This is a genomic window from Alteromonas sp. DY56-G5, from assembly GCF_041414725.1.
Classification (GTDB): domain Bacteria; phylum Pseudomonadota; class Gammaproteobacteria; order Enterobacterales; family Alteromonadaceae; genus Alteromonas; species Alteromonas macleodii.
Window position 1 is genome coordinate 1 of record NZ_JANHZQ010000030.1, and the last position, 19,172, is coordinate 19,172.

A 19,172-nucleotide genomic window follows, 5' to 3' on the forward strand; every position below is an offset into this window, starting at 1 on the left:
ACTCAAATGGTACAGCTCCATAGTAGACAGTGCATGGGCCGGAAGCACATGGAATTAAATTCGTGGGGATCCCTCAGGGTCAGAGTACATTAATCCCCATTCCCTCAGCAAAACCCCAATATTAAGATTTCAACGATCTCCGTAGTTCTCTTTCTCAGCTTTTTTAGTGTGACGTTTGAATTCACAGACGGTACAACACATCGATTCAAAATAAAGGGGTCAGAGTACTTTATTACGCTAAATACCGGAGCGTAGTCATACATTTTTCGTCCAGTACTGATAAATCAAAAAAATGTACTCTGACCCCATTTTTCTGGGATATAGAGATCGCTCGTTTCTTTATGCCAGTAGTGTGTGTAATTACGAGTTTGAAGGTGAGCTAAAATTCTATAGTTCGCCAGCTTAGGCAAAGGTATTAAAGATGTAAAACAAGGGCGGTGTAATTAAAGTCTTAACTTCTTATGAGCTTGAAAAGTACTCTGACCCCATTTGTTAGATAAGTAAAAATGTACTCTGACCCCATTATTTTTGTGTTGTCAGTATTTGTAGACATTCTTATTCGATAAAAGCCTTAATAGATCTGACTTACTTTTAGCAAAGTGAGCGTTTTTTGGTAAACTCTGTCGAGTATTTTTCTAGTCGAAGTAAATAGGACAAACTAATGGCCGTATTCGGTACAGTATTCATGCCACAAATGGCACTTGCTACCTTTGTCAACGATAAGTGGACTGACACCGAATTTGTCAGTGCAGATAGTATTCAGCTGCACCCTGGTGCACACGTGCTTCATTACTCAAGTACATGCTTTGAAGGATTGAAAGCATTTAAGCACGAAGATGGCAGCATCAACATTTTCAGAATGGATAAGAATATTGAGCGCTTTGCTCAAAGTAGCCGTCTACTTAACTTGCCTGAAATAGACAAAGCGCAAGTCGAAAAGATGATCATCGATATTGTTGCAAAATACGCCTCCGAGGTTCCAGAGCCTCCAGGTTCTATGTATATCCGCCCTACGCATATCGGCACAGAAGCGTCTATCGGTAAAGCGGCAGCACCATCAGCAAGTTCAATGCTATACGTTCTATTATCGCCGGTTGGCGATTACTTTGCCGGCGGTTTGAAGCCACTTCGCTTGTTGCTTGACGAAACAGGCATGCGCTGTGCACCGCACATGGGAATGGTAAAAAGCGGTGGTAACTACGCCAGTGCGTTGCCTCCTATTCTTAAAGCGCGTGCAGAAGTTCAGGCTGATCAAATTCTGTTTTGCCCTAATGGCGATGTACAAGAAACCGGAGCTGCTAACTTCCTGCTTATCGATGGTGATGAAATCATTACTAAAGGGTTAGATTCTAGCTTCTTACACGGTGTAACCCGAGCAACGATTCTTCAAATTGCCAAAGACCACGGCATGAAGGTGAGCGAGCGTGATATTACTGTAGACGAGCTACTAGAGCGTTCAGCTAAACCGAATACTGAAGCTGCACTGTCTGGTACAGCGGCTGTACTTACGCCGGTAGGTACTTTTATTCACAATGATAAAGAGTATCAGGTGGGTAACGGAGAAGCTGGCCCTGTTACGATGAAACTAAGACAAGCGTTAAATGATATCCAATGGGGTAAAGCCGAAGACACCCACAACTGGTTAGTGAAAGTGCAAAACTAGTTGATACCAGTGCGCTTAGCGCTTTCTGAGTAAGTAATGATCTATGCGGATTGTTATTAAACAGATACCCATTAAAAAAGCCTGCTACTGCAGGCTTTTTCGAATCTAATAAGGCACTCGATTACTTCGCTTTGCCCTGCTTTGCGACTGCATCCATCATTGCTTTGATAGCGTCAGCATCGCCAAGGTACTCTTTAGAGATTGGCTTAAGGTTTTCATCTAACTCGTATACTAGTGGTACACCTGTAGGAATGTTTAGACCCAACACTTCTTCGTCTGACATACCATCAAGGTACTTAACAAGAGCACGAAGACTGTTGCCGTGTGCAGCAATAATTACGCGTTTGCCTGCTTGGATGTCTGGACGAATAACGTCGTGCCAGTATGGTAGTACACGTTCGATAGTTAGTTTTAGACTTTCACCACGTGGCAGGATATCAGCATCTACATTGTTGTAACGCGGATCGTGACCCGGGAAGTGCTCGCTATCATCTTCAACGGCCGGAGGTGGGATGTCGAAGCTACGACGCCAGATTTTAACCTGTTCTTCACCATGCTTAGCGGCAGTCTCTGCTTTATCTAGACCTGTTAACGCACCGTAGTGACGCTCGTTCAGACGCCAGTGACGCTCAACGGGAAGATAGTGCTGACCCATCTCTTCAAGTGCAATATTAAGTGTTTTAATTGCGCGAAGAAGTACAGACGTATAAGCCTGATCAAATGTAAATCCAGCATCTTTAAGAAGCTGACCTGCGGTCTTTGCTTGTGCTACACCAGTGTCGGTCAAGTCAACGTCGTGCCAGCCTGTGAAACGGTTTTCCAAGTTCCACTGACTTTCTCCATGACGAATAAGTACCAATTTATACATAGTTGGGTTACCTGCGGCGTTAGAGTGAAATAGTCTGAGATAATTCCAGAAATTGGACGTTCAGACGTATATTTAAAAATCTGCTGTTATCATCCTTGATTGGCGCTTAAAAATCCAGTTTATGCTGATACAAAATCGCAGGTAAGACGTGTGTTTATCACTATAACTTGGGAATTATTATATAAAACGGGTAAGGTCTGGATGAGCAACTTTTATCCACTCTTGTATTGATGGCTCTTCAATAAAGCTAAAGTCTTCGAAGGCGAAGCCAGGTGCTACTGTACAACCAACAAGTGAGTAATCACCCATAGTTGCGGCTGCCTGAAAATTTCCTGCTTTAACAACTTCTACATAGTCCGTGCTTTGCCCACCAATGCGACGTTCCCACAACTGTTGTTTTTCAAGTTGAAACAGTTGTAGTGGGGCCCCTTCGTAGTGATTCCACACTTCATCATGTAACACGCGATGAAAACGACTAACTTGTCCCTTTAGTAGAAGAAAATAAATATGAGTAAGCGCGGGTCGACTAGCATTGTGCACAAACGATTTAGTTTCGTTTTCAGAACGGAAAACTTGACGATAGAAACCTCCCTCGGGGTGAGGTGCAAGGTTGTACTTCTTAACTAGCGGGTGTGTCATGATAACTTCGTTATTATTGTTATTGCTTACTACTAATGCTTGTATATCTCAAAGCTTTCCTAAGCATGTATTAAGACATTTAATGTTTAACCTTCTTTTAAGCATACCGTTTGGTGCTTTATAAGAAAACAGAAATGTTGCATATTTGTAAACCATCTTAATCAGCAAGTACTCTGTACATACGCGAAGTTTTCTTACCAACTAGCCTCAATATAAAGTGTGCCAAGCTAACTTAACAATAAGTGCTATCTGCTCTAGTCAGCTATTTTTAGCTGTTATATCGCTTCTTCATAATCCATCTGTTTAAACCAATAATGAGAAATAGCTAAAAAAGCGATGCCATTACTAATAGTAGGTGAACTTTTTTTCATGTTTAGGCCGTACAAATTGAAAAATAAGGCGACGAAAAGCACGTCGCTCGTTTCTTGCGTTGGCAAAATTGAAACGTACACAATATTCACGAACAGGCAAAGAAGGATGGTGAGCGTATGACATATAAGTCTTTTTCGCAGCTTGAAGTAAACGGCAAAAACTTCAAGGCGGTTAATTTTGACGGTATAGGCAGTAAATATGCGCTCGACAGGCTTCCGTTTTGTATCAAAATTCTTTTGGAAAACCTGATTCGTCATGAAGACCAAGAGTTTGTTAACAGCAACGATATTGAACAAGTAGCAAAGTGGGACACAGATAATCACGTTGATCACGAGGTGTCTTTTGTTCCCGCACGCGTCATCCTCCAAGATTTTACGGGTGTGCCTGCTATTGTTGATTTAGCAGCCATGCGCGATGCGGTTAATCGTTTAGGTGGCGACGCTCAGGCGATTAATCCACTCAATCCAGTAGAGCTGGTTATTGACCACTCAGTAATGGTAGATCATTTTGCTGAAGACGATGCGCTTGAAAAGAATACCGACATTGAAATCCAGCGAAATAGAGAGCGTTATCAATTTCTAAAATGGGGTCAGTCTAGCTTTGACAATTTCAAAGTGGTTCCCCCTGGTCGCGGTATCGTGCATCAGGTTAACCTAGAGTATCTTGCTCGTTGCGCGTTTACTAAGGGACAGGATGGGGAAACGTTGGTTTACCCAGATACCCTAGTAGGAACAGATTCGCATACCACTATGATTAATGGCCTTGGCGTACTTGGCTGGGGTGTGGGAGGCATTGAAGCAGAAGCGGCGATGCTGGGTCAACCAGTAACAATGTTATTACCAAAAGTGGTTGGCTTCAGGCTTTCAGGTAAGTTACCTGCTGGCGTAACTGCCACCGACATGGTGCTAACTATCACACAACAACTACGTGAACATGGCGTTGTTGGAAAATTTGTAGAATTCTATGGACCGGGTCTTAAGCATCTTACTACGGCAGACCGTGCCACCATCGCAAACATGGCGCCCGAATATGGTGCTACTTGCGGTATTTTCCCTATTGATGATGTTGCGCTAGATTACCTGCGCCTCACCGGCCGAGACGAAGATCAAATTGCCCTTGTGGAGGAATATGCAAAGTTCAGCCACCTATGGCACGACGACCACTCAAAAGATGCCCAGTATCATGAGACCCTGGAACTTAACTTAGATGAAGTGGTTCCTTCACTTGCTGGACCTAAGCGTCCTCAAGATAGAATTGCCCTCGATAATGCAGCAGAGGCATTTAGAGAGTGGCATCGTTCGCAAATTGACGTGAAAGTACTTGATGAAGAAACCGATCTCATCGCAGAAGCGGGGTTAGGTACAACAGACGAGGTGGACGAAGAGCACGACTCATTCGTGGAGTTCAGAGGAAGCAAGTTCAACCTTGAAGATGGCGCTATTGTAATAGCTGCTATCACCAGCTGTACTAATACGTCAAATCCATCAGTGCTCGTTGGCGCAGGCTTACTTGCGAAGAAAGCAGCAGAAAAAGGGCTAACTCGTAAGCCGTGGGTTAAGACTTCATTAGCACCTGGTTCTCAGGTTGTTACTCAGTATCTAGAAGATGCAGGTCTTATGGACCCACTTGAAGCACTAGGCTTTAACTTGGTTGGCTACGGCTGTACAACCTGTATTGGTAACTCTGGACCGCTACCTGATGCCATTACCGACGCCATTAGAAAAGCGAAACTTACGGTTACCTCAGTTTTATCTGGTAACCGCAACTTTGAAGGGCGTATCCACCCTGATGTGGCTGCAAACTACCTTGCATCACCACCACTGGTTGTTGCATACGCGTTGGCTGGAAACATGAATGTAGATATCACTAAAGAGCCGTTAGGTAAGGCGAGTGATGGTTCTCCGGTATATTTAAAAGACATCTGGCCTACCGAAGACGAAATTCAGCAATACATAGCGGAAAACGTCACCGGTGATTTGTTTAAAGAAAAGTATGCAGATGTATTTAAAGGAAGCGGTGAATGGAATGAACTGCAGGTAAGTAAAACATCGGTCTACGACTGGCCAGAATCTACCTACATTAAGCATCCGCCTTTCTTTGAAGTAATGGGTAAGGAGCCAGAGGCTCTAACTGCAATTGAAAATGCACGATGTTTGGTTAAGGTGGGCGATTCGATTACTACCGACCATATTTCTCCAGCCGGCGCCATCGCAGAAGATAGCCCAGCCGGAGAGTACCTGCAGGCCCAAGGGGTTGAGCCTAAAGACTTTAACTCTTATGGATCGCGTCGTGGTAACCACGAAGTTATGATGAGAGGTACGTTTGCTAACGTGCGTCTTCAAAACCAACTGGCACCTGGGACGAGAGGCAGTGCAACCACACACTTCCCAAGTGGCGATAGTATGTCTATTTTCCATGCTGCTATGCGTTACAAAGATGACGGCGTACCAGCCATTGTAATTGGTGGAAAAGAGTACGGTACTGGCTCAAGTCGAGATTGGGCAGCTAAAGGCCCTTCTTTGATGGGGGTGAAAGCAGTATTAGCCGAGAGCTACGAGAGAATTCACCGCTCTAACCTGATTGGAATGGGGATTTTGCCACTTCAATTTAAGTCAGGTGATAGCGCGAGCTCTTTGGAGCTTAAAGGCAATGAGTCTTTTTCTATTAACGCTGTTGAACGTGGGCAGACTGAGGTTGAAGTTAAAGCCGTGTCGGATGAAGGAAAAACAACAACGTTTATGATGGATATCAGAATTGATACATCAAACGAGTTCACTTACTTTGAAAACGGCGGCATTCTGCATTACGTGATAAGAGAATACTTGAAGAAATAGCACGTATAAGGGTAGTGGTTAGCGACTTCTCTGTAGTGAGAAGTCGCTATGCCATGTGATGTTAGTAATAGCGTTTTTCGCAGATTACTTCTTTAATATTTGAGCCGATGGCAGCGCGTGTCTCACATCTCAAATCTTGGGCTTGTGCACCGTAAAGAGAGATATATTCTTCTACATAAGGCTCTAAAGCATTGATGTAGTCTTCAGGTAAAGCATTCTTTATCTGTCGGTAAGAACGGTTCCATTCAGCGGTTTTTTGTTCCATTGCAACATTCAGCCAGAGCCAGCCTTCTTCATAATTAACGGGCGTCCCCCATCCTTGGAAATACATTTGCGCGAGGTAATATTGGCCTTCTTTATTTCCCATTTTTGCAGAAGCAGTCAGCTTCTCCAGTGCTTTTTCATACTTCTCTGCCTTCAGGGCGTGCAAGCCCAATTCTAAAGTAGATAAATATTCGGATTTCCAAATATGATTCTTAGTATGCGACTGAGCCAACGTAGGGGCTGAAAGTACAACTGAAGATAAAACGGCAGCTATTGCTAATAGATTTTTCATGTAGTATCCCTTCTTTTTGATAAATTTATAACGCAATTCACACTCATAGTGAACCGTCTAAAAGTACAGTATTTGTTTTATGTTACTAAAAATTTTAAGAGTAGAGTGATTAATCTCCACCAATAATTTGGACTTGTGCAAGGTCGGTGTCGCCTTTCAAAACTTTGAAAATTGCGTCTTGAACGAGGGTGCGCATGCCATCAGCAGCAGCCTGAGACTTCATATCGGCGACGCTGGCTTCTTTGTACACCATTGACCGAAGCTCTGGCGTCATACCTAGTAGTTCATGTACCCCTGTTCTACCTTTGTAACCCGTGTTTCCACATTCTTCGCAGCCTTTAGCGCGGTAAAGCTCTGGTGGCGTCTGAATATTCAGCTCCGCCATGTGTGCATGACCATACTGGCGCTCAATAAAGGCCATATCGGTTTCAGTGGCGATGTACTTTTCTTTACAGCTACTACATAGCGTTCGAATAAGACGTTGAGCCAGTATACCCACGCAGGCATCTGAGAAGTTCACAGGGTCGAGACCCAAATCAAGTAAACGGGTAATCGTTTCAGGGGCTGAGTTGGTATGCAGTGTAGACAGTACTAAGTGACCGGTTAACGAGGCTTCAATACCTGCATGCGCGGTTTCTTTATCACGCATCTCACCAATAAGAATAATGTCAGGATCAGCACGTAAGAATGCGCGCAGGGCCGCAGCAAAGTTGAAGCCAATCTTGGGGCTTACTTGTACCTGTTGTAGGCCGGGTTGCGTGATTTCCACCGGGTCCTCAGCGGTCCAAATCTTCTTTTCAGGCGTGTTTAAATATCCCAATATAGCGTGAAGCGTGGTGGTTTTACCTGAACCCGTTGGCCCAACAACGAGAAGAATGCCGTGAGGCTTCTTAATCATTTCTTCTAAACGCGCACGGTTGTTCGGTGCCAAGTTCATCTTATCAATAGGCATCGCACCGCCAGATGCCAGAATACGCATAACCACACCTTCACCGGCAACCGTAGGAATGGTGGCAACACGAACTTCAACAAGTTGACCATTCATTCTAAACGCGAGTTTGCCATCCTGAGGTACGCGTTTTTCGGCAATGTTCAAATTCGACATTATCTTTATGCGTGCTATAACCGCACTGTGGTGCGAATTAGGCACTTGGTTCATGTCGCGGCACACACCGTCCACGCGCATACGTACACGAGTGGGCGCGTTTTTCTCTGGGTCTATATGAATATCTGACGCGTTGAGTCTTTTTGCATCGTGCAGAATACGGCTTACTAAGCGCACCACAGCAGGGGCATCGTCCGACAGCTCATCGACTTGGTCGTCGTTATCTTCAGTTGATGTACCAATCTCGTCGAGAATATCACTCATCTCGCCGGGGCCACCGCCACCGCTGTTTTCCCCCAAATATTGAAGAATTAAGCTTGGTAGGCTGACAGCTATCTCGTAGCTATCAATACCCATGGCGCTCTCTATTTCCATAAGTAGCGCCGCATTATTAGGTTCAGCCATCAACACGATGGGCTTGTCATGGGCATCGGCAATGACAGCCACATAGTTTCTTTTTAAATAAGAAACATTCAGACGGCTTTCATTTTCGAACCTGTGATACTTATCAGGTAAATAAGGAATAAAAGGCACCTGATAGTGAATAGAAAGCGAGTTGCCAATTTCTTCTTCAGAGATGCGGTGTTCCGACACAAGACGCTGTATAAGAGCGCGAATGTCTGGAGTAGAACTTTGAATATCGTTTAATGTAGCTTCGTCTAATAAGCTTTTGTGGACTAGTAGATCGAAAGGGTTGTTTGTGCCGCCCAGTTCAAATCTGAACTTGTCGCCAAGAATAAGTGCAAGGGCATTGCCTAGCTTTAAATCTTCTTCAGTAAAACCACCACTGACTTTGTTGATGATTTGGATAACACCCATCAACACGCCCGCATTCATTATAGGTACGCATAAAATGTTCTGGGTTTTAAAGTCATTGTCTTTGTCGAACTTGTCGGCGAAGCGCAGGCGAGGGTGAATGCTTTGAAGTAGTGCAGGATTATACGGGTCGTCAATAACCACAGCCTTTTGTGATAGGGCAACATAACCAGCAATCGACATTGGGCTAATTGGCACTTTTATTTCCAGTGTCTCTTTACCCGTTTTAAATCTCGCGACCAAATCTTGATGCTGACGTCGACGTTGAAAAATACTCATACGCTGGGCATCAAACAAACCGAGGATAATTGGCTCTAATAAGCCATATGCATCCAGTAACGTGGAATGGTTATTTAAAATGCGTTTTATTTGTGCAAAAGTTTGCTGGTTATTCACTACTTCCATATTCTCACTACTAATAATGTTGGCGCCTAGTCCTTTATGCATTTGGCGTTACAAGTGCCTGTTAAGCTAGGGTAACAAGATATACCTATACCACGAAAGCAACAATACTACTTATAGACAGTTACATACACTGGTATAGCGTAAAAATATGTGTATAAAAAGCAAACTGCCTCTTGCATTGCTGCTACCTTTCTGTATAATTCGCGCCCACTGCCCAATTAGGGCACGTAATTTTTAGCCGCGACCTCACTGCTTTTAGGGTGGTTGCCGAAGTAACGGATTCATCATCACTGATTAGCCTGTTGCTGGCGTGCTAGAAAAAAGAACAGGGTTCCGATTGGGAACCATCGGTTTACGCACATCCTTTCTTTCCGGAATAAATGGAAGAGAAAGGGTGAATTTTTTTGTTCTTTCGATTGGAGCTTAATCGATGCCAAATCAAAGAATTCGCATTCGTTTGAAAGCGTTTGATCACAAGTTGATCGATCAGTCTACGGCTGAAATCGTTGAAACTGCGAAACGCACTGGTGCTCAGGTAAGTGGTCCTATTCCTCTACCTACTCGCAAAGAACGCTATACAGTTCTGATTTCTCCGCACGTTAACAAAGACGCGCGTGATCAATATGAAATCCGTACTCACAAGCGTTTGGTAGACATCATCGAGCCAACTGATAAAACAGTTGACGCGTTGATGCGTTTGGACTTGGCTGCTGGCGTTGATGTTCAAATCAGCCTGGGCTAATAAGAGAGGGTTATAACAATGGCGATTGGTCTAGTCGGTCGTAAAGTGGGTATGACTCGCATCTTCACTGAAGATGGTACGTCTATCCCTGTGACTGTTATTGAAGCGACCCCAAACCGCGTTACTCAGCTTCGTACTGAGGAAACTGACGGTTATCGCGCTCTTCAGGTTACTGCTGGAACTAAGAAAGCTAACCGCATCAACAAAGCTGAAGCAGGTCACTTTGCTAAAGCGGGTGTTGAAGCTGGACGCACTCTAGTAGAATTCCGCCTAGAAGAAAACGAAGGTGCCGATATTGAAGTAGGCAGTGAAATCACTGTTGAAATCTTTAACGACACTAAGAAAATTGATGTAACTGGTACATCAAAAGGTAAAGGTTTCCAAGGTGCTATCAAGCGCTGGAACTTCAGTTCTCAGCGTATGACACACGGTAACTCTTTGTCACACCGTGCTCCTGGTTCAATTGGTCAAAACCAATCACCAGGTAAAGTATTCAAAGGCAAGAAAATGGCTGGTCAGCTTGGTAACAAGCAAGTGACTACTCAGTCTTTGGAAGTTGTACGTGTTGACGTAGAGAACGGCCTTATCCTAGTTAAAGGTGCCGTACCTGGCGCAACTGGCAACGATGTAATCGTAAAGCCAGCTGTTAAAGCGTAACGTCTGGGGAGTGAACTGATGGAATTAACATTGAAAGACGCGCAAAGCGCTCTTGAAGTATCCGAAGCGACCTTTGGACGTGAATTCAACGAAGCCCTGGTACACCAGGTAGTTGTAGCTTACGGTGCAGGTGCTCGTCAGGGTACAAAAGCGCAGAAAACTCGCGCTGAAGTTCGTGGTGGCGGTAAGAAGCCATGGCGTCAAAAAGGTACTGGCCGCGCGCGTGCTGGTACAATTCGTAGCCCAATTTGGGTTGGCGGTGGCCGTGCTTTCGCAGCAAAGCCTCGTGACTTTGACCAAAAAGTTAACAAGAAAATGTATCGCGGTGCTATCAAGAGCATCCTGTCTGAACTAATCCGTCAAGACCGTTTGGTTGTTGTAGAGAAGTTCGGTGTTGACGCACCTAAGACTAAAGCTCTTATTTCTGCACTTAACGAATATGAACTAAATGACGTTCTAATCGTTACTCCTGAAGTTGATGAGAACTTGTTCCTAGCGGCGCGCAACTTGTACAAAGTTGACGTACGTGACGTAGCAGGCATCGACCCAGTGAGCTTGATTGCATTTGAAAAAGTGCTAATGACTGCTGATGCGGTTAAACAACTTGAGGAGGCGTTAGCATGAAAGAAGAACGTCTACTGAAGGTGCTAGTAGCACCTCACGTTTCAGAAAAGTCTACAATGGCTGCTGAAGCGAACAACACAGTTGTATTTAAAGTAGCTAAAGACGCGAACAAAGCCGAAATCAAAGCTGCAGTTGAAAAACTGTTTGAAGTTGAAGTTGAAGGTGTTCGTACTGTGAACGTTAAGGGTAAAACCAAGCGTCACGGCATGTCTTTCGGTAAGCGCAGCGACTGGAAAAAGGCCTACGTGGTTCTTAAAGAAGGTCAGGACATCGACTTTGTCGGTGGTGCTGAGTAAGAAGGGGATTAGAAATGCCATTATTGAAAGCTAAGCCAACTTCTGCCGGTCGTCGTCACGTTGTTCAGGTCGTAAATCCTGACCTGCACAAAGGTGCACCGTACGCACCTTTGCTTGAAAAGAACAGCAAATCTGGCGGTCGTAACAACAATGGTCGTATTACCACTCGTCACATTGGTGGTGGTCATAAGCAACACTACCGTGTAATCGACTTTAAACGCAACAAAGACGGCATTCCAGCTAAAGTTGAGCGTTTAGAATACGATCCAAACCGTTCTGCAAACATTGCACTAGTATTGTACGCAGACGGTGAACGTCGTTACATTCTGGCTCCTAAGGGTATGCAAGCAGGTGATGCAATCCAGTCTGGTTCGGACGCTCCGATCAAGTCTGGTAACACTCTACCTATGCGTAACATCCCTGTAGGTACTGTTGTACACGCAATTGAAATGAAGCCTGGCAAAGGTGCGCAAATCGCACGTTCTGCTGGTGCTTATGCTCAGATCCTAGCACGTGACGGAAACTACGTTACCCTACGTCTACGCTCTGGCGAAATGCGTAAAGTTCTATCTGATTGCCGCGCCACTATCGGTGAAGTTGGCAATGCAGAGCACATGCTTCGTTCACTAGGTAAAGCTGGTGCTACACGCTGGCGTGGTGTTCGTCCTACCGTTCGTGGTGTTGCCATGAACCCGGTTGATCACCCACACGGTGGTGGTGAAGGTCGTACATCAGGCGGTCGTCACCCAGTAACTCCTTGGGGTGTTCCTACCAAAGGTAAGAAAACCCGAAGCAACAAGCGTACTGATAAGCTTATCGTACGTCGTCGAAACAAGTAATAGCGAGGATTCACCATGCCACGTTCTCTCAAGAAAGGTCCTTTTATTGACCTTCACTTGCTGAAGAAGGTAGAGGCTGCAGTGGAAAAGAACGAACGTAAACCAATCAAAACTTGGTCTCGTCGTTCTATGATCATCCCAGATATGATTGGGTTGACCATTGCGGTCCATAACGGTCGCCAACATGTACCTGTCATTATTAGTGACGAAATGGTCGGCCACAAGTTGGGCGAATTTGCGCCAACGCGTACTTACCGCGGCCATGTCGCGGATAAGAAAGCTAAACGTTAAGGGGTAGGAAGATGGAAGCATTAGCTAAACACCGTTTTGCCCGCACGTCGGCTCAAAAGGCACGCTTGGTTGCGGATCAAATTCGCGGAATGCACGTTGAGAAAGCTCTAGAGCTTCTTGCGTACAGCCCGAAGAAAAGCGCAGCGCTAGTAAAGAAAGTATTGGAATCTGCGATTGCTAACGCAGAGCACAACGAAGGCGCAGACATCGACGAATTACGCGTGTCTAAAGTTTTCGTTGACGAAGGTCCAACTATGAAACGTATCAAGCCACGTGCTAAAGGCCGTGCTGATCGTATCTTCAAGCGCAGCAGTCACATCACTGTGGTTGTAGCGGATAACTAGGAGTAGATAATGGGACAGAAGGTACATCCTACAGGTATACGCCTGGGTATCAGCAAACCATGGACTTCTACCTGGTACGCTAATACTGCAGACTATGCAGACAACCTGTATAACGATCATCAGGTACGTCAGTATCTGACTAAGCAACTAAAGAACGCTTCACTTTCTAAGATCGTGATCGAGCGTCCTGCTAAGAGCATCCGTGTGACTATTCACACTGCTCGTCCGGGCGTTGTAATCGGTAAGAAAGGTGAAGACGTAGAGAAGTTGCGTAACTACGTATCTAAGCTAGCCGGCGTGCCAGCTCAGATCAACATCGCTGAAGTACGTAAGCCAGAGCTAGATGGCCAGCTAGTAGCTGACAGCATCTCTAGCCAGCTAGAGCGTCGTGTTATGTTCCGTCGTGCTATGAAGCGCGCAGTACAAAACGCAATGCGTCTAGGCGCGAAAGGTATCAAAGTTGAAGTTAGCGGCCGTTTGGGCGGTGCAGAGATTGCACGTTCTGAATGGTACCGTGAAGGTCGCGTTCCTCTGCACACTTTCCGTGCGGATATCGATTACGCAACCTCTGAAGCGTCAACTACTTACGGTATCATCGGCGTTAAAGTATGGATCTTCAAAGGTGAAGTTCTAGGTGGTCTACCTACAACTCAAGAGCAAGCACCAGCTGCTCAACCTAAGAAGAAAGGCCGCAACGCTAAGCGAGAGGGCTAATCATGTTACAACCAAAACGCATGAAGTTCCGTAAGATGCACAAAGGCCGCAACCGCGGCTTAGCAGCGGGTAATACTGTTGCCTTTGGTACTTACGGCCTTAAAGCAGTTGGCCGTGGTCGAATGACTGCGCGTCAAATCGAAGCAGCGCGTCGTGCTATGACTCGTCACGTTAAGCGTCAAGGTAAAATTTGGATTCGAGTTTTCCCTGACAAGCCAATTACTGAGAAGCCTCTAGAAGTGCGTCAAGGTAAAGGTAAAGGTAACGTTGAGTACTGGGTATGCCAAATTCAGCCTGGTCGTGTTCTTTATGAGATGGAAGGTGTTCCTGAAGCTCTAGCACGCGAAGCGTTTGAATTGGCAGCGGCTAAACTGCCATTTAAAACAACCTTTGTAACTCGGACGGTGATGTAATGAAAGCGACTGAACTGAAAGAAAAGAGCGTAGAAGAGCTGAACGCAGAGTTGATTAACCTGCTACGCGAACAGTTCAACCTACGCATGCAGCACACAACAGGTCAGCTTGAAAAAACTGATCAGTTGAGAAAAGTACGTCGTAACATCGCGCGTGTTAAAACCATTCTGACTCAAAAGGCTGATGCGTAATGACTGAGCAAAAAATTCGTACAGTACAAGGTCGTGTGGTTAGCAACAAGATGGATAAATCTATCACTGTTGTAGTTGAACGTTTTGTTAAGCACCCTATCTACGGGAAGTTCATCAAGCGCTCTACTAAGCTTCACGCCCACGACGAAAACAACGTATGCAATAAAGGTGACGTAGTAACAGTACGTGAATGTCGCCCACTATCTAAGAGCAAATCTTGGATGCTAGTTGACGTTGTTGAGAAAGCTGGCGTTTAATCGCTAACTTTTTTCAAAGTCTTAAAAAAGCCGCTCTCGAGCGGCTTTTTTGTATCTGGCGTTTTTCAGTCTTGATTCACACTAAGCACGAGCCTGCCCAGCACTGTCAGACAGCAATGTCTTGTATAAATCAGCGTAGGCATTGGACATCCTTTCTATACCAAATTTACTTGTGACAAGCTTATACAAAGCCTCTCCATATTGTGCTCTTTCATCAGGGGCTTCAATTAGACTAATTAAGCTCTCCCCAATTCCGTCAATATCTCCCGGCGCTACCATAACACCTGTTTCCTTATGCTTGATAACTTCGGGTATTCCCCCCACAGGACTGGATAACACTGCACATTTATTAGCACCTGCCTGAAGTAAAATATCGCCTAAACCCTCTGAATAAGAAGGATGAACCAGAATATCTACATTAGGGAGTATTTTGGCTACCTCCTTTGTAAAGCCGCAAAGCTTTACATGGTCGTCTAACCTGTGACGTTCGATTAGTGATTGGTAGCTCTCTTTTAGATTTCCCTCGCCAAACAATAAACAGGTTACATTTTCATGCTTGTTCAATACATCGTGCATAGCCAAAATGATATCCGCTTGCCCTTTTTGAGATATGTACTGAGCGAAGTTTGCAATGACGATATGGTCTTCAGGAATAGAGAATGTACGTCGCAGCCAACTGCTATCTTTGCGTTGGGAATACTGTGTTAAGTCTACTGCTGTTTAAACATCGCTATACGCATAAAGCGAGTGATCAATATATTATTGCCTTTCTCATATACACTATTTACTTACGTATAGGGTCGCTTTGCCCTAGACGCGGGCTATTTAGCCACTACAATGTTGAAAGAATCTATCGGGAACTGCGGCACTAGATAGCTAGAATTACCTGCTTACCGCTGGGAGTGGGTGTTTCGCAGTGCCCAGCACACTGTATTTGAAAAGCATAATTCAACATCGATAGTCGATCACTTGTAGTCGTGCCGTCGAAGTATCTGTATCAAAAAGGATGTATTTATGGTTGTTGCCAATACACGTGGCTATAAACCTACTCTACTTGAAACGCTCTGCCGGTGGGGATATTCGCTTGTATTGGCGATTGCGATTCCCTTCGCATTTATTCATTTATTGATAAAAGCCACGAAAGCAAGCGATGACTCGCATCGAGGGAGATTTGAGCGTTTTGGTATAGTCCCAAAGCCGCTCAAGCAGAATGGCTATTTGTTTCACTGTGTTTCAGTGGGGGAAGTCGTGGCTGCTTCATGCGTAATAAAGCGAATAATGCAACACGAGCCAGACGCGCAAATAACCGTTACTACAACCACATCTACAGGCTCTGCTCGCGTTCGAGATATATTCAAAGACACCGTTCACCATTTCTATCTGCCTTATGATTTGTCGCTGACTATGTCTTCAATGCTGAAACGCATTAAGCCCAAAGCAGTAATGATTACAGAAGTTGAACTATGGCCAAACCTTATTCACGTGTGCTGGAAGCGCAATATTCCCGTTATGGTAATAAATGCTCGCATGACTGAGCGCTCGGCTAAACGTTATAAAAAAATCGGACAACTATTTAACCCTATGTTGGCTAAGCTATCTCACGTATGTGCTCAAGGGCAGAGAGACTATGATAATTATGCATGGCTTGGTGTTGCACAAGATAAGCTAACCCTCACGAATAATATTAAGTTTGATCAAGCCGCAAATACAGCGAGCTCTTCTGCACATTTTCTTGGGTTAGCTAAGGGTGCAAGGCCAATACTAGTTGCAGGCAGCACGCACGAACCTGAAGAGAGCGTTATCGTTGAATCTGCAAAGGTTTTATGGAACGAGAACCCTCAACTACGGGTGATTATTGTCCCTCGCCATCCAGAACGTTTTGAAGCCGTAGCAAAATTACTTGAAAGGCATAATTTGAACTTCGTCAAAAGTTCAGAGGTGGATAACGTTCCAGACGATGTGAACGTTATCCTGTTGGATGAAATGGGTAAGTTAAATCATGCTTATGCGGTAGCAACATTTGCCTTTGTTGGCGGCTCTATTGCCGATAGAGGCGGCCATAATGCCCTTGAGCCGGCAGCATTCTCGTTGCCAATAATGATGGGGCCACACACCTATAATAACCCTGTTATCTGCGACTATTTAAAAGAATGTGGCGCATTAAGCATTGTAGAAGATGCTTCTCGCGTTTCTTCAACGGTGCAAGAATGGCTTGAATCACCCAGTAAAGCTGAAAAAGCGGGAATGGCCGGTAAAAAGGTACTACAGGATAACAGCGGCGCGTTAGATTCTACTTTAGCGTGTATACATCGCAGTATTCGTTAAATGCCGTCAGTCAAAAACAGCAACTCGTTGTTATTGAACAAAAAAGGAACCCCGCATTTGTGCGTCTGATGCACCAAATTAGGCGCTGTGACAGCTAAAAGATAATGAATAGGGACTTGGTTTTTAGCTATCTATTTGATTATACAAGGATTGTCAAAGTTGGTTCGCTGCTTGCTATAAAGTGTGCGACAGCGTAACAACAGTAAAATCCAAATAAATATGCACCTTTTAAAAAGGGCACTGCGTTGCGCGTTTTCCAGGGAGAGACCTCCTGCCGGTGGGCAGGAGGTTTTCTTACTTTTGCACTTCTACTTTTTCTTCTTTTCGTTCTGGTTCAATCAAGCTAATCACACGCCATCCTGCTTTAGGCTGAATACTGTTACCGTTGATAAAAGTATAGCTCTTACCTTCAGCGTTGATCGCAATGAGAGGTGTAGCGCGCTCACCATACTGTTTTATGTACTGCTCGTAAGTAAACTCTTCAGATAAACGGGTGGTTTTCACCATTGAGTCACGGGCAATGGCCGATGCTAAATACCCATAAGTAACGCCTTCATCGAACAGAGTAAGTTTTTTCGCGTATTGTTCGCTAACTTGGTGACTTGGTCGCGTAGATTGTTCGTTATTTGTCAGCGCCCATACTTTGTCTTTGCCCATCGTGTATTCAAAGTGATAAGCAATAAGTGGGTTAAGCTGTTTATAAGGCGACATAATCAGCACGGTACCGAATGTATTCAGATCAAGATGTCGCGCTGCATGGTCAGACATTGGGTTGCCAAAATATACTGGGATATCCTTCATACGCGCTTCTCTTATTGCGTCCCAGTTAGTATCTGCAATGGTAACGTCTAGCTTTTGATTTATCATTTCCGTCGCTAAGGCGCGGTTGAATTTACTGCCACCGAAAATCAGATAGCCAGTTGGCGCAGGCGCTCTCACCTTAAGTAGCGACGCAACAGTGCGTGAAGTAAGGCTCTGTACTACCACTGTTGCAATAATCACCATAAAGACAATAGGAACGATAATACCCGCGCCTTCATAGCCAATTTCTTCAAGCTTTAAAGAGAAAAGGGCTGATACCGCCGCTGCAACAATACCGCGAGGTGCAATCCAGCTTAGCAAGGCTAATTCGTTTAACTTGAGTCCGGTACCGACGGAGGACGCCAATACGGACAAAGGCCGAGCCACAAACATAATGGCGGCAAGCACTACAATGGAGCCCCAACCTACATCCACTACCGATTGTAAGTTCAAACGCGTGGCAAGCAGAATAAATAAGCCTGAAATAAGTAAAACACTCAGGGTTTCCTTAAACTCAAGAATGTCTTCTACGTCTACGTCCTTCATATTGGCCAGTACCATACCAGATATGGTAACCGCCAAAAGGCCAGACTCGAGCGCAACATAATTAGACGCTGCAAACACACCCAGAATAACGGTTAACACTGCGGTGTTAAGCAAATAGTGCGGTATCCAGTCTTTGCGAATAGACAGACCAAGCAGATAGCCAGAAGCGAGACCAAGTACGGAGCCAATTCCAATGGTTTTGCCAAACGCTATTAGCGTATGGGTAATGGCGGTTTCTTGCGATGCAACGATAAACTCGAAAACCAGTACGGCGAGCAGAGCGCCGATAGGGTCTATGACAATCCCCTCCCAGCGTAAGATATTGGCCAAATTCGTTTTAGGTCGCACGGTTCTGAGCATGGGTACTATAACCGTGGGGCCTGTTACGGTAACAATGGCTCCGAATAGGAAGGATAGCTGCCAAGTAAGATCAAGACTGTAGTGCGCTGCAGTGGCTGCGACAAGCCAGGTTACAACTACGCCCACAGAGCAAAGGTTTCGAACCATGTTACCGTGACCCGCGATGTCGCTGAACTTCAGCGTCAGTGACCCTTCAAAAAGAATAATGGCAACAGAGAGAGAAACGACAGGAAACAGCAAATCACCGAATAAGTCGTCCGCGTTGAGCACACCAAAAACAGGGCCAACCAAAATACCGACAATTAACAACGGTAAAATAGCAGGGAGCCTAACCTTATAGGCTAAGTATTGGCAGGTAATTGACAGCAATCCAACTGCAACGAGTGAAAGAAGCGGGTCTGACAAAGTGAGTCCTTAACGTGTTGATATTATTCCATGGTATATCAGCCTAAACGTTTGTCATACAGAGACTTTAGGCCAACCTATGTTTATAGCGATATACGCTTGGGCTAAA

Annotated in this window: 20 protein-coding genes; 14 read left to right on the top strand and 6 right to left on the bottom strand. The window is 45.0% G+C overall.

Annotation, left to right across the window (positions count from 1 at the left end; genetic code table 11):
* The first annotated feature begins 661 nt into the window (after positions 1–661).
* Positions 662–1,663 (top strand): branched-chain amino acid aminotransferase, encoded by a 1,002-nt coding sequence (locus tag NO989_RS14530; protein ID WP_371342784.1) that lies wholly within the window; start codon positions 662–664, stop codon positions 1,661–1,663.
* Positions 1,664–1,784: 121 nt separating this feature from the next.
* Here the strand turns inward: NO989_RS14530 and gpmA are convergent, their stop codons facing one another.
* Positions 1,785–2,531, bottom strand: coding sequence for a 2,3-diphosphoglycerate-dependent phosphoglycerate mutase (gene gpmA, locus NO989_RS14535; RefSeq protein ID WP_014947970.1), 747 nt, complete (start codon positions 2,529–2,531; stop codon positions 1,785–1,787).
* A 177-nt stretch (positions 2,532–2,708) separates the two neighbouring features.
* Entirely contained in the window at positions 2,709–3,170 is a 462-nt protein-coding gene (locus tag NO989_RS14540; protein WP_061094023.1) for a cupin domain-containing protein, read from the bottom strand.
* 488 nt (positions 3,171–3,658) lie between these two features.
* Here NO989_RS14540 and acnA point away from each other — a divergent pair, with 488 nt between their 5' ends.
* On the top strand, positions 3,659–6,376 hold the full coding sequence (gene acnA / locus NO989_RS14545) for an aconitate hydratase AcnA (RefSeq protein ID WP_371342785.1): 2,718 nt from the start codon (positions 3,659–3,661) through the stop codon (positions 6,374–6,376).
* A gap of 61 nt (positions 6,377–6,437) precedes the next feature.
* On the opposite strand, the gene NO989_RS14550 is transcribed toward acnA, so the two are convergent.
* A complete protein-coding gene (locus NO989_RS14550) occupies positions 6,438–6,932 on the bottom strand; it encodes a sel1 repeat family protein (protein WP_014947973.1) in 495 nt (164 codons plus the stop codon).
* A gap of 109 nt (positions 6,933–7,041) precedes the next feature.
* Positions 7,042–9,300: a GspE/PulE family protein gene (locus NO989_RS14555; RefSeq protein WP_371342786.1), complete on the bottom strand. Its 2,259-nt coding sequence runs from the start codon at positions 9,298–9,300 to the stop codon at positions 7,042–7,044.
* Positions 9,301–9,688: 388 nt separating this feature from the next.
* Here NO989_RS14555 and rpsJ point away from each other — a divergent pair, with 388 nt between their 5' ends.
* From rpsJ to rpsQ, 11 genes are read left to right on the top strand one after another with little or no spacing between them, the layout of a single operon-like run.
* Complete coding sequence (rpsJ, locus tag NO989_RS14560; protein ID WP_010179497.1) at positions 9,689–10,000, top strand: 30S ribosomal protein S10; 312 nt, start codon at positions 9,689–9,691, stop codon at positions 9,998–10,000.
* Between the two features lie 18 nt (positions 10,001–10,018).
* Positions 10,019–10,657 carry a 50S ribosomal protein L3 gene (gene rplC / locus NO989_RS14565; RefSeq protein ID WP_014947975.1) on the top strand — a complete coding sequence of 213 codons (639 nt, stop codon included), beginning with the start codon at positions 10,019–10,021 and terminating at the stop codon, positions 10,655–10,657.
* A gap of 18 nt (positions 10,658–10,675) precedes the next feature.
* Positions 10,676–11,281 carry a 50S ribosomal protein L4 gene (gene rplD, locus NO989_RS14570; RefSeq protein ID WP_012516958.1) on the top strand — a complete coding sequence of 202 codons (606 nt, stop codon included), beginning with the start codon at positions 10,676–10,678 and terminating at the stop codon, positions 11,279–11,281.
* Positions 11,278–11,577, top strand: a complete 300-nt coding sequence (gene rplW, locus NO989_RS14575) for a 50S ribosomal protein L23 (RefSeq protein WP_012516959.1) — start codon at positions 11,278–11,280, stop codon at positions 11,575–11,577. The genes rplD and rplW overlap by 4 nt, the downstream gene beginning before the upstream one ends.
* 14 nt (positions 11,578–11,591) lie before the next feature.
* Positions 11,592–12,416, top strand: a complete 825-nt coding sequence (gene rplB, locus NO989_RS14580; RefSeq protein WP_014947976.1) for a 50S ribosomal protein L2 — start codon at positions 11,592–11,594, stop codon at positions 12,414–12,416.
* A gap of 15 nt (positions 12,417–12,431) precedes the next feature.
* Positions 12,432–12,707 (top strand): 30S ribosomal protein S19, encoded by a 276-nt coding sequence (gene rpsS, locus NO989_RS14585; RefSeq protein ID WP_012516961.1) that lies wholly within the window; start codon positions 12,432–12,434, stop codon positions 12,705–12,707.
* 11 nt (positions 12,708–12,718) lie between these two features.
* Positions 12,719–13,051, top strand: coding sequence for a 50S ribosomal protein L22 (gene rplV, locus NO989_RS14590; protein ID WP_014947977.1), 333 nt, complete (start codon positions 12,719–12,721; stop codon positions 13,049–13,051).
* A gap of 9 nt (positions 13,052–13,060) precedes the next feature.
* Positions 13,061–13,765 (top strand): 30S ribosomal protein S3, encoded by a 705-nt coding sequence (gene rpsC, locus NO989_RS14595; RefSeq protein WP_014947978.1) that lies wholly within the window; start codon positions 13,061–13,063, stop codon positions 13,763–13,765.
* Between the two features lie 2 nt (positions 13,766–13,767).
* Positions 13,768–14,178: a 50S ribosomal protein L16 gene (gene rplP / locus NO989_RS14600; RefSeq protein WP_014997065.1), complete on the top strand. Its 411-nt coding sequence runs from the start codon at positions 13,768–13,770 to the stop codon at positions 14,176–14,178.
* Positions 14,178–14,369 (top strand): 50S ribosomal protein L29, encoded by a 192-nt coding sequence (rpmC, locus tag NO989_RS14605; protein ID WP_014947980.1) that lies wholly within the window; start codon positions 14,178–14,180, stop codon positions 14,367–14,369. The genes rplP and rpmC overlap by 1 nt, the downstream gene beginning before the upstream one ends.
* Positions 14,369–14,626: a 30S ribosomal protein S17 gene (gene rpsQ / locus NO989_RS14610; RefSeq protein ID WP_014975444.1), complete on the top strand. Its 258-nt coding sequence runs from the start codon at positions 14,369–14,371 to the stop codon at positions 14,624–14,626. The genes rpmC and rpsQ overlap by 1 nt, the downstream gene beginning before the upstream one ends.
* Positions 14,627–14,707: 81 nt before the next feature.
* Here the strand turns inward: rpsQ and NO989_RS14615 are convergent, their stop codons facing one another.
* A complete protein-coding gene (locus NO989_RS14615; RefSeq protein ID WP_371342802.1) occupies positions 14,708–15,298 on the bottom strand; it encodes a glycosyltransferase in 591 nt (196 codons plus the stop codon).
* Between the two features lie 342 nt (positions 15,299–15,640).
* Between NO989_RS14615 and NO989_RS14620 the strand changes: the two genes are divergently transcribed.
* Positions 15,641–16,951, top strand: coding sequence for a 3-deoxy-D-manno-octulosonic acid transferase (locus tag NO989_RS14620; protein WP_239239519.1), 1,311 nt, complete (start codon positions 15,641–15,643; stop codon positions 16,949–16,951).
* Positions 16,952–17,245: 294 nt separating this feature from the next.
* On the opposite strand, the gene NO989_RS14625 is transcribed toward NO989_RS14620, so the two are convergent.
* Positions 17,246–19,063, bottom strand: a complete 1,818-nt coding sequence (locus NO989_RS14625) for a sodium:proton antiporter (RefSeq protein ID WP_283632645.1) — start codon at positions 19,061–19,063, stop codon at positions 17,246–17,248.
* Between the last annotated feature and the right edge of the window lie 109 nt (positions 19,064–19,172).

Excerpts from the sequence above, each read along its gene's own strand:
- rpsS (WP_012516961.1), top strand. The coding sequence starts at position 12,432 with ATGCCACGTTCTCTCAAGAAAGGTCCTTTTATTGACCTTCACTTGCTG.
- rplW (WP_012516959.1), top strand. The coding sequence starts at position 11,278 with ATGAAAGAAGAACGTCTACTGAAGGTGCTAGTAGCACCTCACGTTTCA.
- rpmC (WP_014947980.1), top strand. The coding sequence starts at position 14,178 with ATGAAAGCGACTGAACTGAAAGAAAAGAGCGTAGAAGAGCTGAACGCA.
- rplD (WP_012516958.1), top strand. The coding sequence starts at position 10,676 with ATGGAATTAACATTGAAAGACGCGCAAAGCGCTCTTGAAGTATCCGAA.
- rplP (WP_014997065.1), top strand. The coding sequence starts at position 13,768 with ATGTTACAACCAAAACGCATGAAGTTCCGTAAGATGCACAAAGGCCGC.
- rpsJ (WP_010179497.1), top strand. The coding sequence starts at position 9,689 with ATGCCAAATCAAAGAATTCGCATTCGTTTGAAAGCGTTTGATCACAAG.
- NO989_RS14620 (WP_239239519.1), top strand. The coding sequence starts at position 15,641 with ATGGTTGTTGCCAATACACGTGGCTATAAACCTACTCTACTTGAAACG.
- NO989_RS14540 (WP_061094023.1), bottom strand. The coding sequence starts at position 3,170 with ATGACACACCCGCTAGTTAAGAAGTACAACCTTGCACCTCACCCCGAG.
- NO989_RS14530 (WP_371342784.1), top strand. The coding sequence starts at position 662 with ATGGCCGTATTCGGTACAGTATTCATGCCACAAATGGCACTTGCTACC.
- gpmA (WP_014947970.1), bottom strand. The coding sequence starts at position 2,531 with ATGTATAAATTGGTACTTATTCGTCATGGAGAAAGTCAGTGGAACTTG.
- rplV (WP_014947977.1), top strand. The coding sequence starts at position 12,719 with ATGGAAGCATTAGCTAAACACCGTTTTGCCCGCACGTCGGCTCAAAAG.
- NO989_RS14550 (WP_014947973.1), bottom strand. The coding sequence starts at position 6,932 with ATGAAAAATCTATTAGCAATAGCTGCCGTTTTATCTTCAGTTGTACTT.
- rpsQ (WP_014975444.1), top strand. The coding sequence starts at position 14,369 with ATGACTGAGCAAAAAATTCGTACAGTACAAGGTCGTGTGGTTAGCAAC.
- NO989_RS14555 (WP_371342786.1), bottom strand. The coding sequence starts at position 9,300 with ATGCATAAAGGACTAGGCGCCAACATTATTAGTAGTGAGAATATGGAA.
- acnA (WP_371342785.1), top strand. The coding sequence starts at position 3,659 with ATGACATATAAGTCTTTTTCGCAGCTTGAAGTAAACGGCAAAAACTTC.
- rplB (WP_014947976.1), top strand. The coding sequence starts at position 11,592 with ATGCCATTATTGAAAGCTAAGCCAACTTCTGCCGGTCGTCGTCACGTT.
- rpsC (WP_014947978.1), top strand. The coding sequence starts at position 13,061 with ATGGGACAGAAGGTACATCCTACAGGTATACGCCTGGGTATCAGCAAA.
- rplC (WP_014947975.1), top strand. The coding sequence starts at position 10,019 with ATGGCGATTGGTCTAGTCGGTCGTAAAGTGGGTATGACTCGCATCTTC.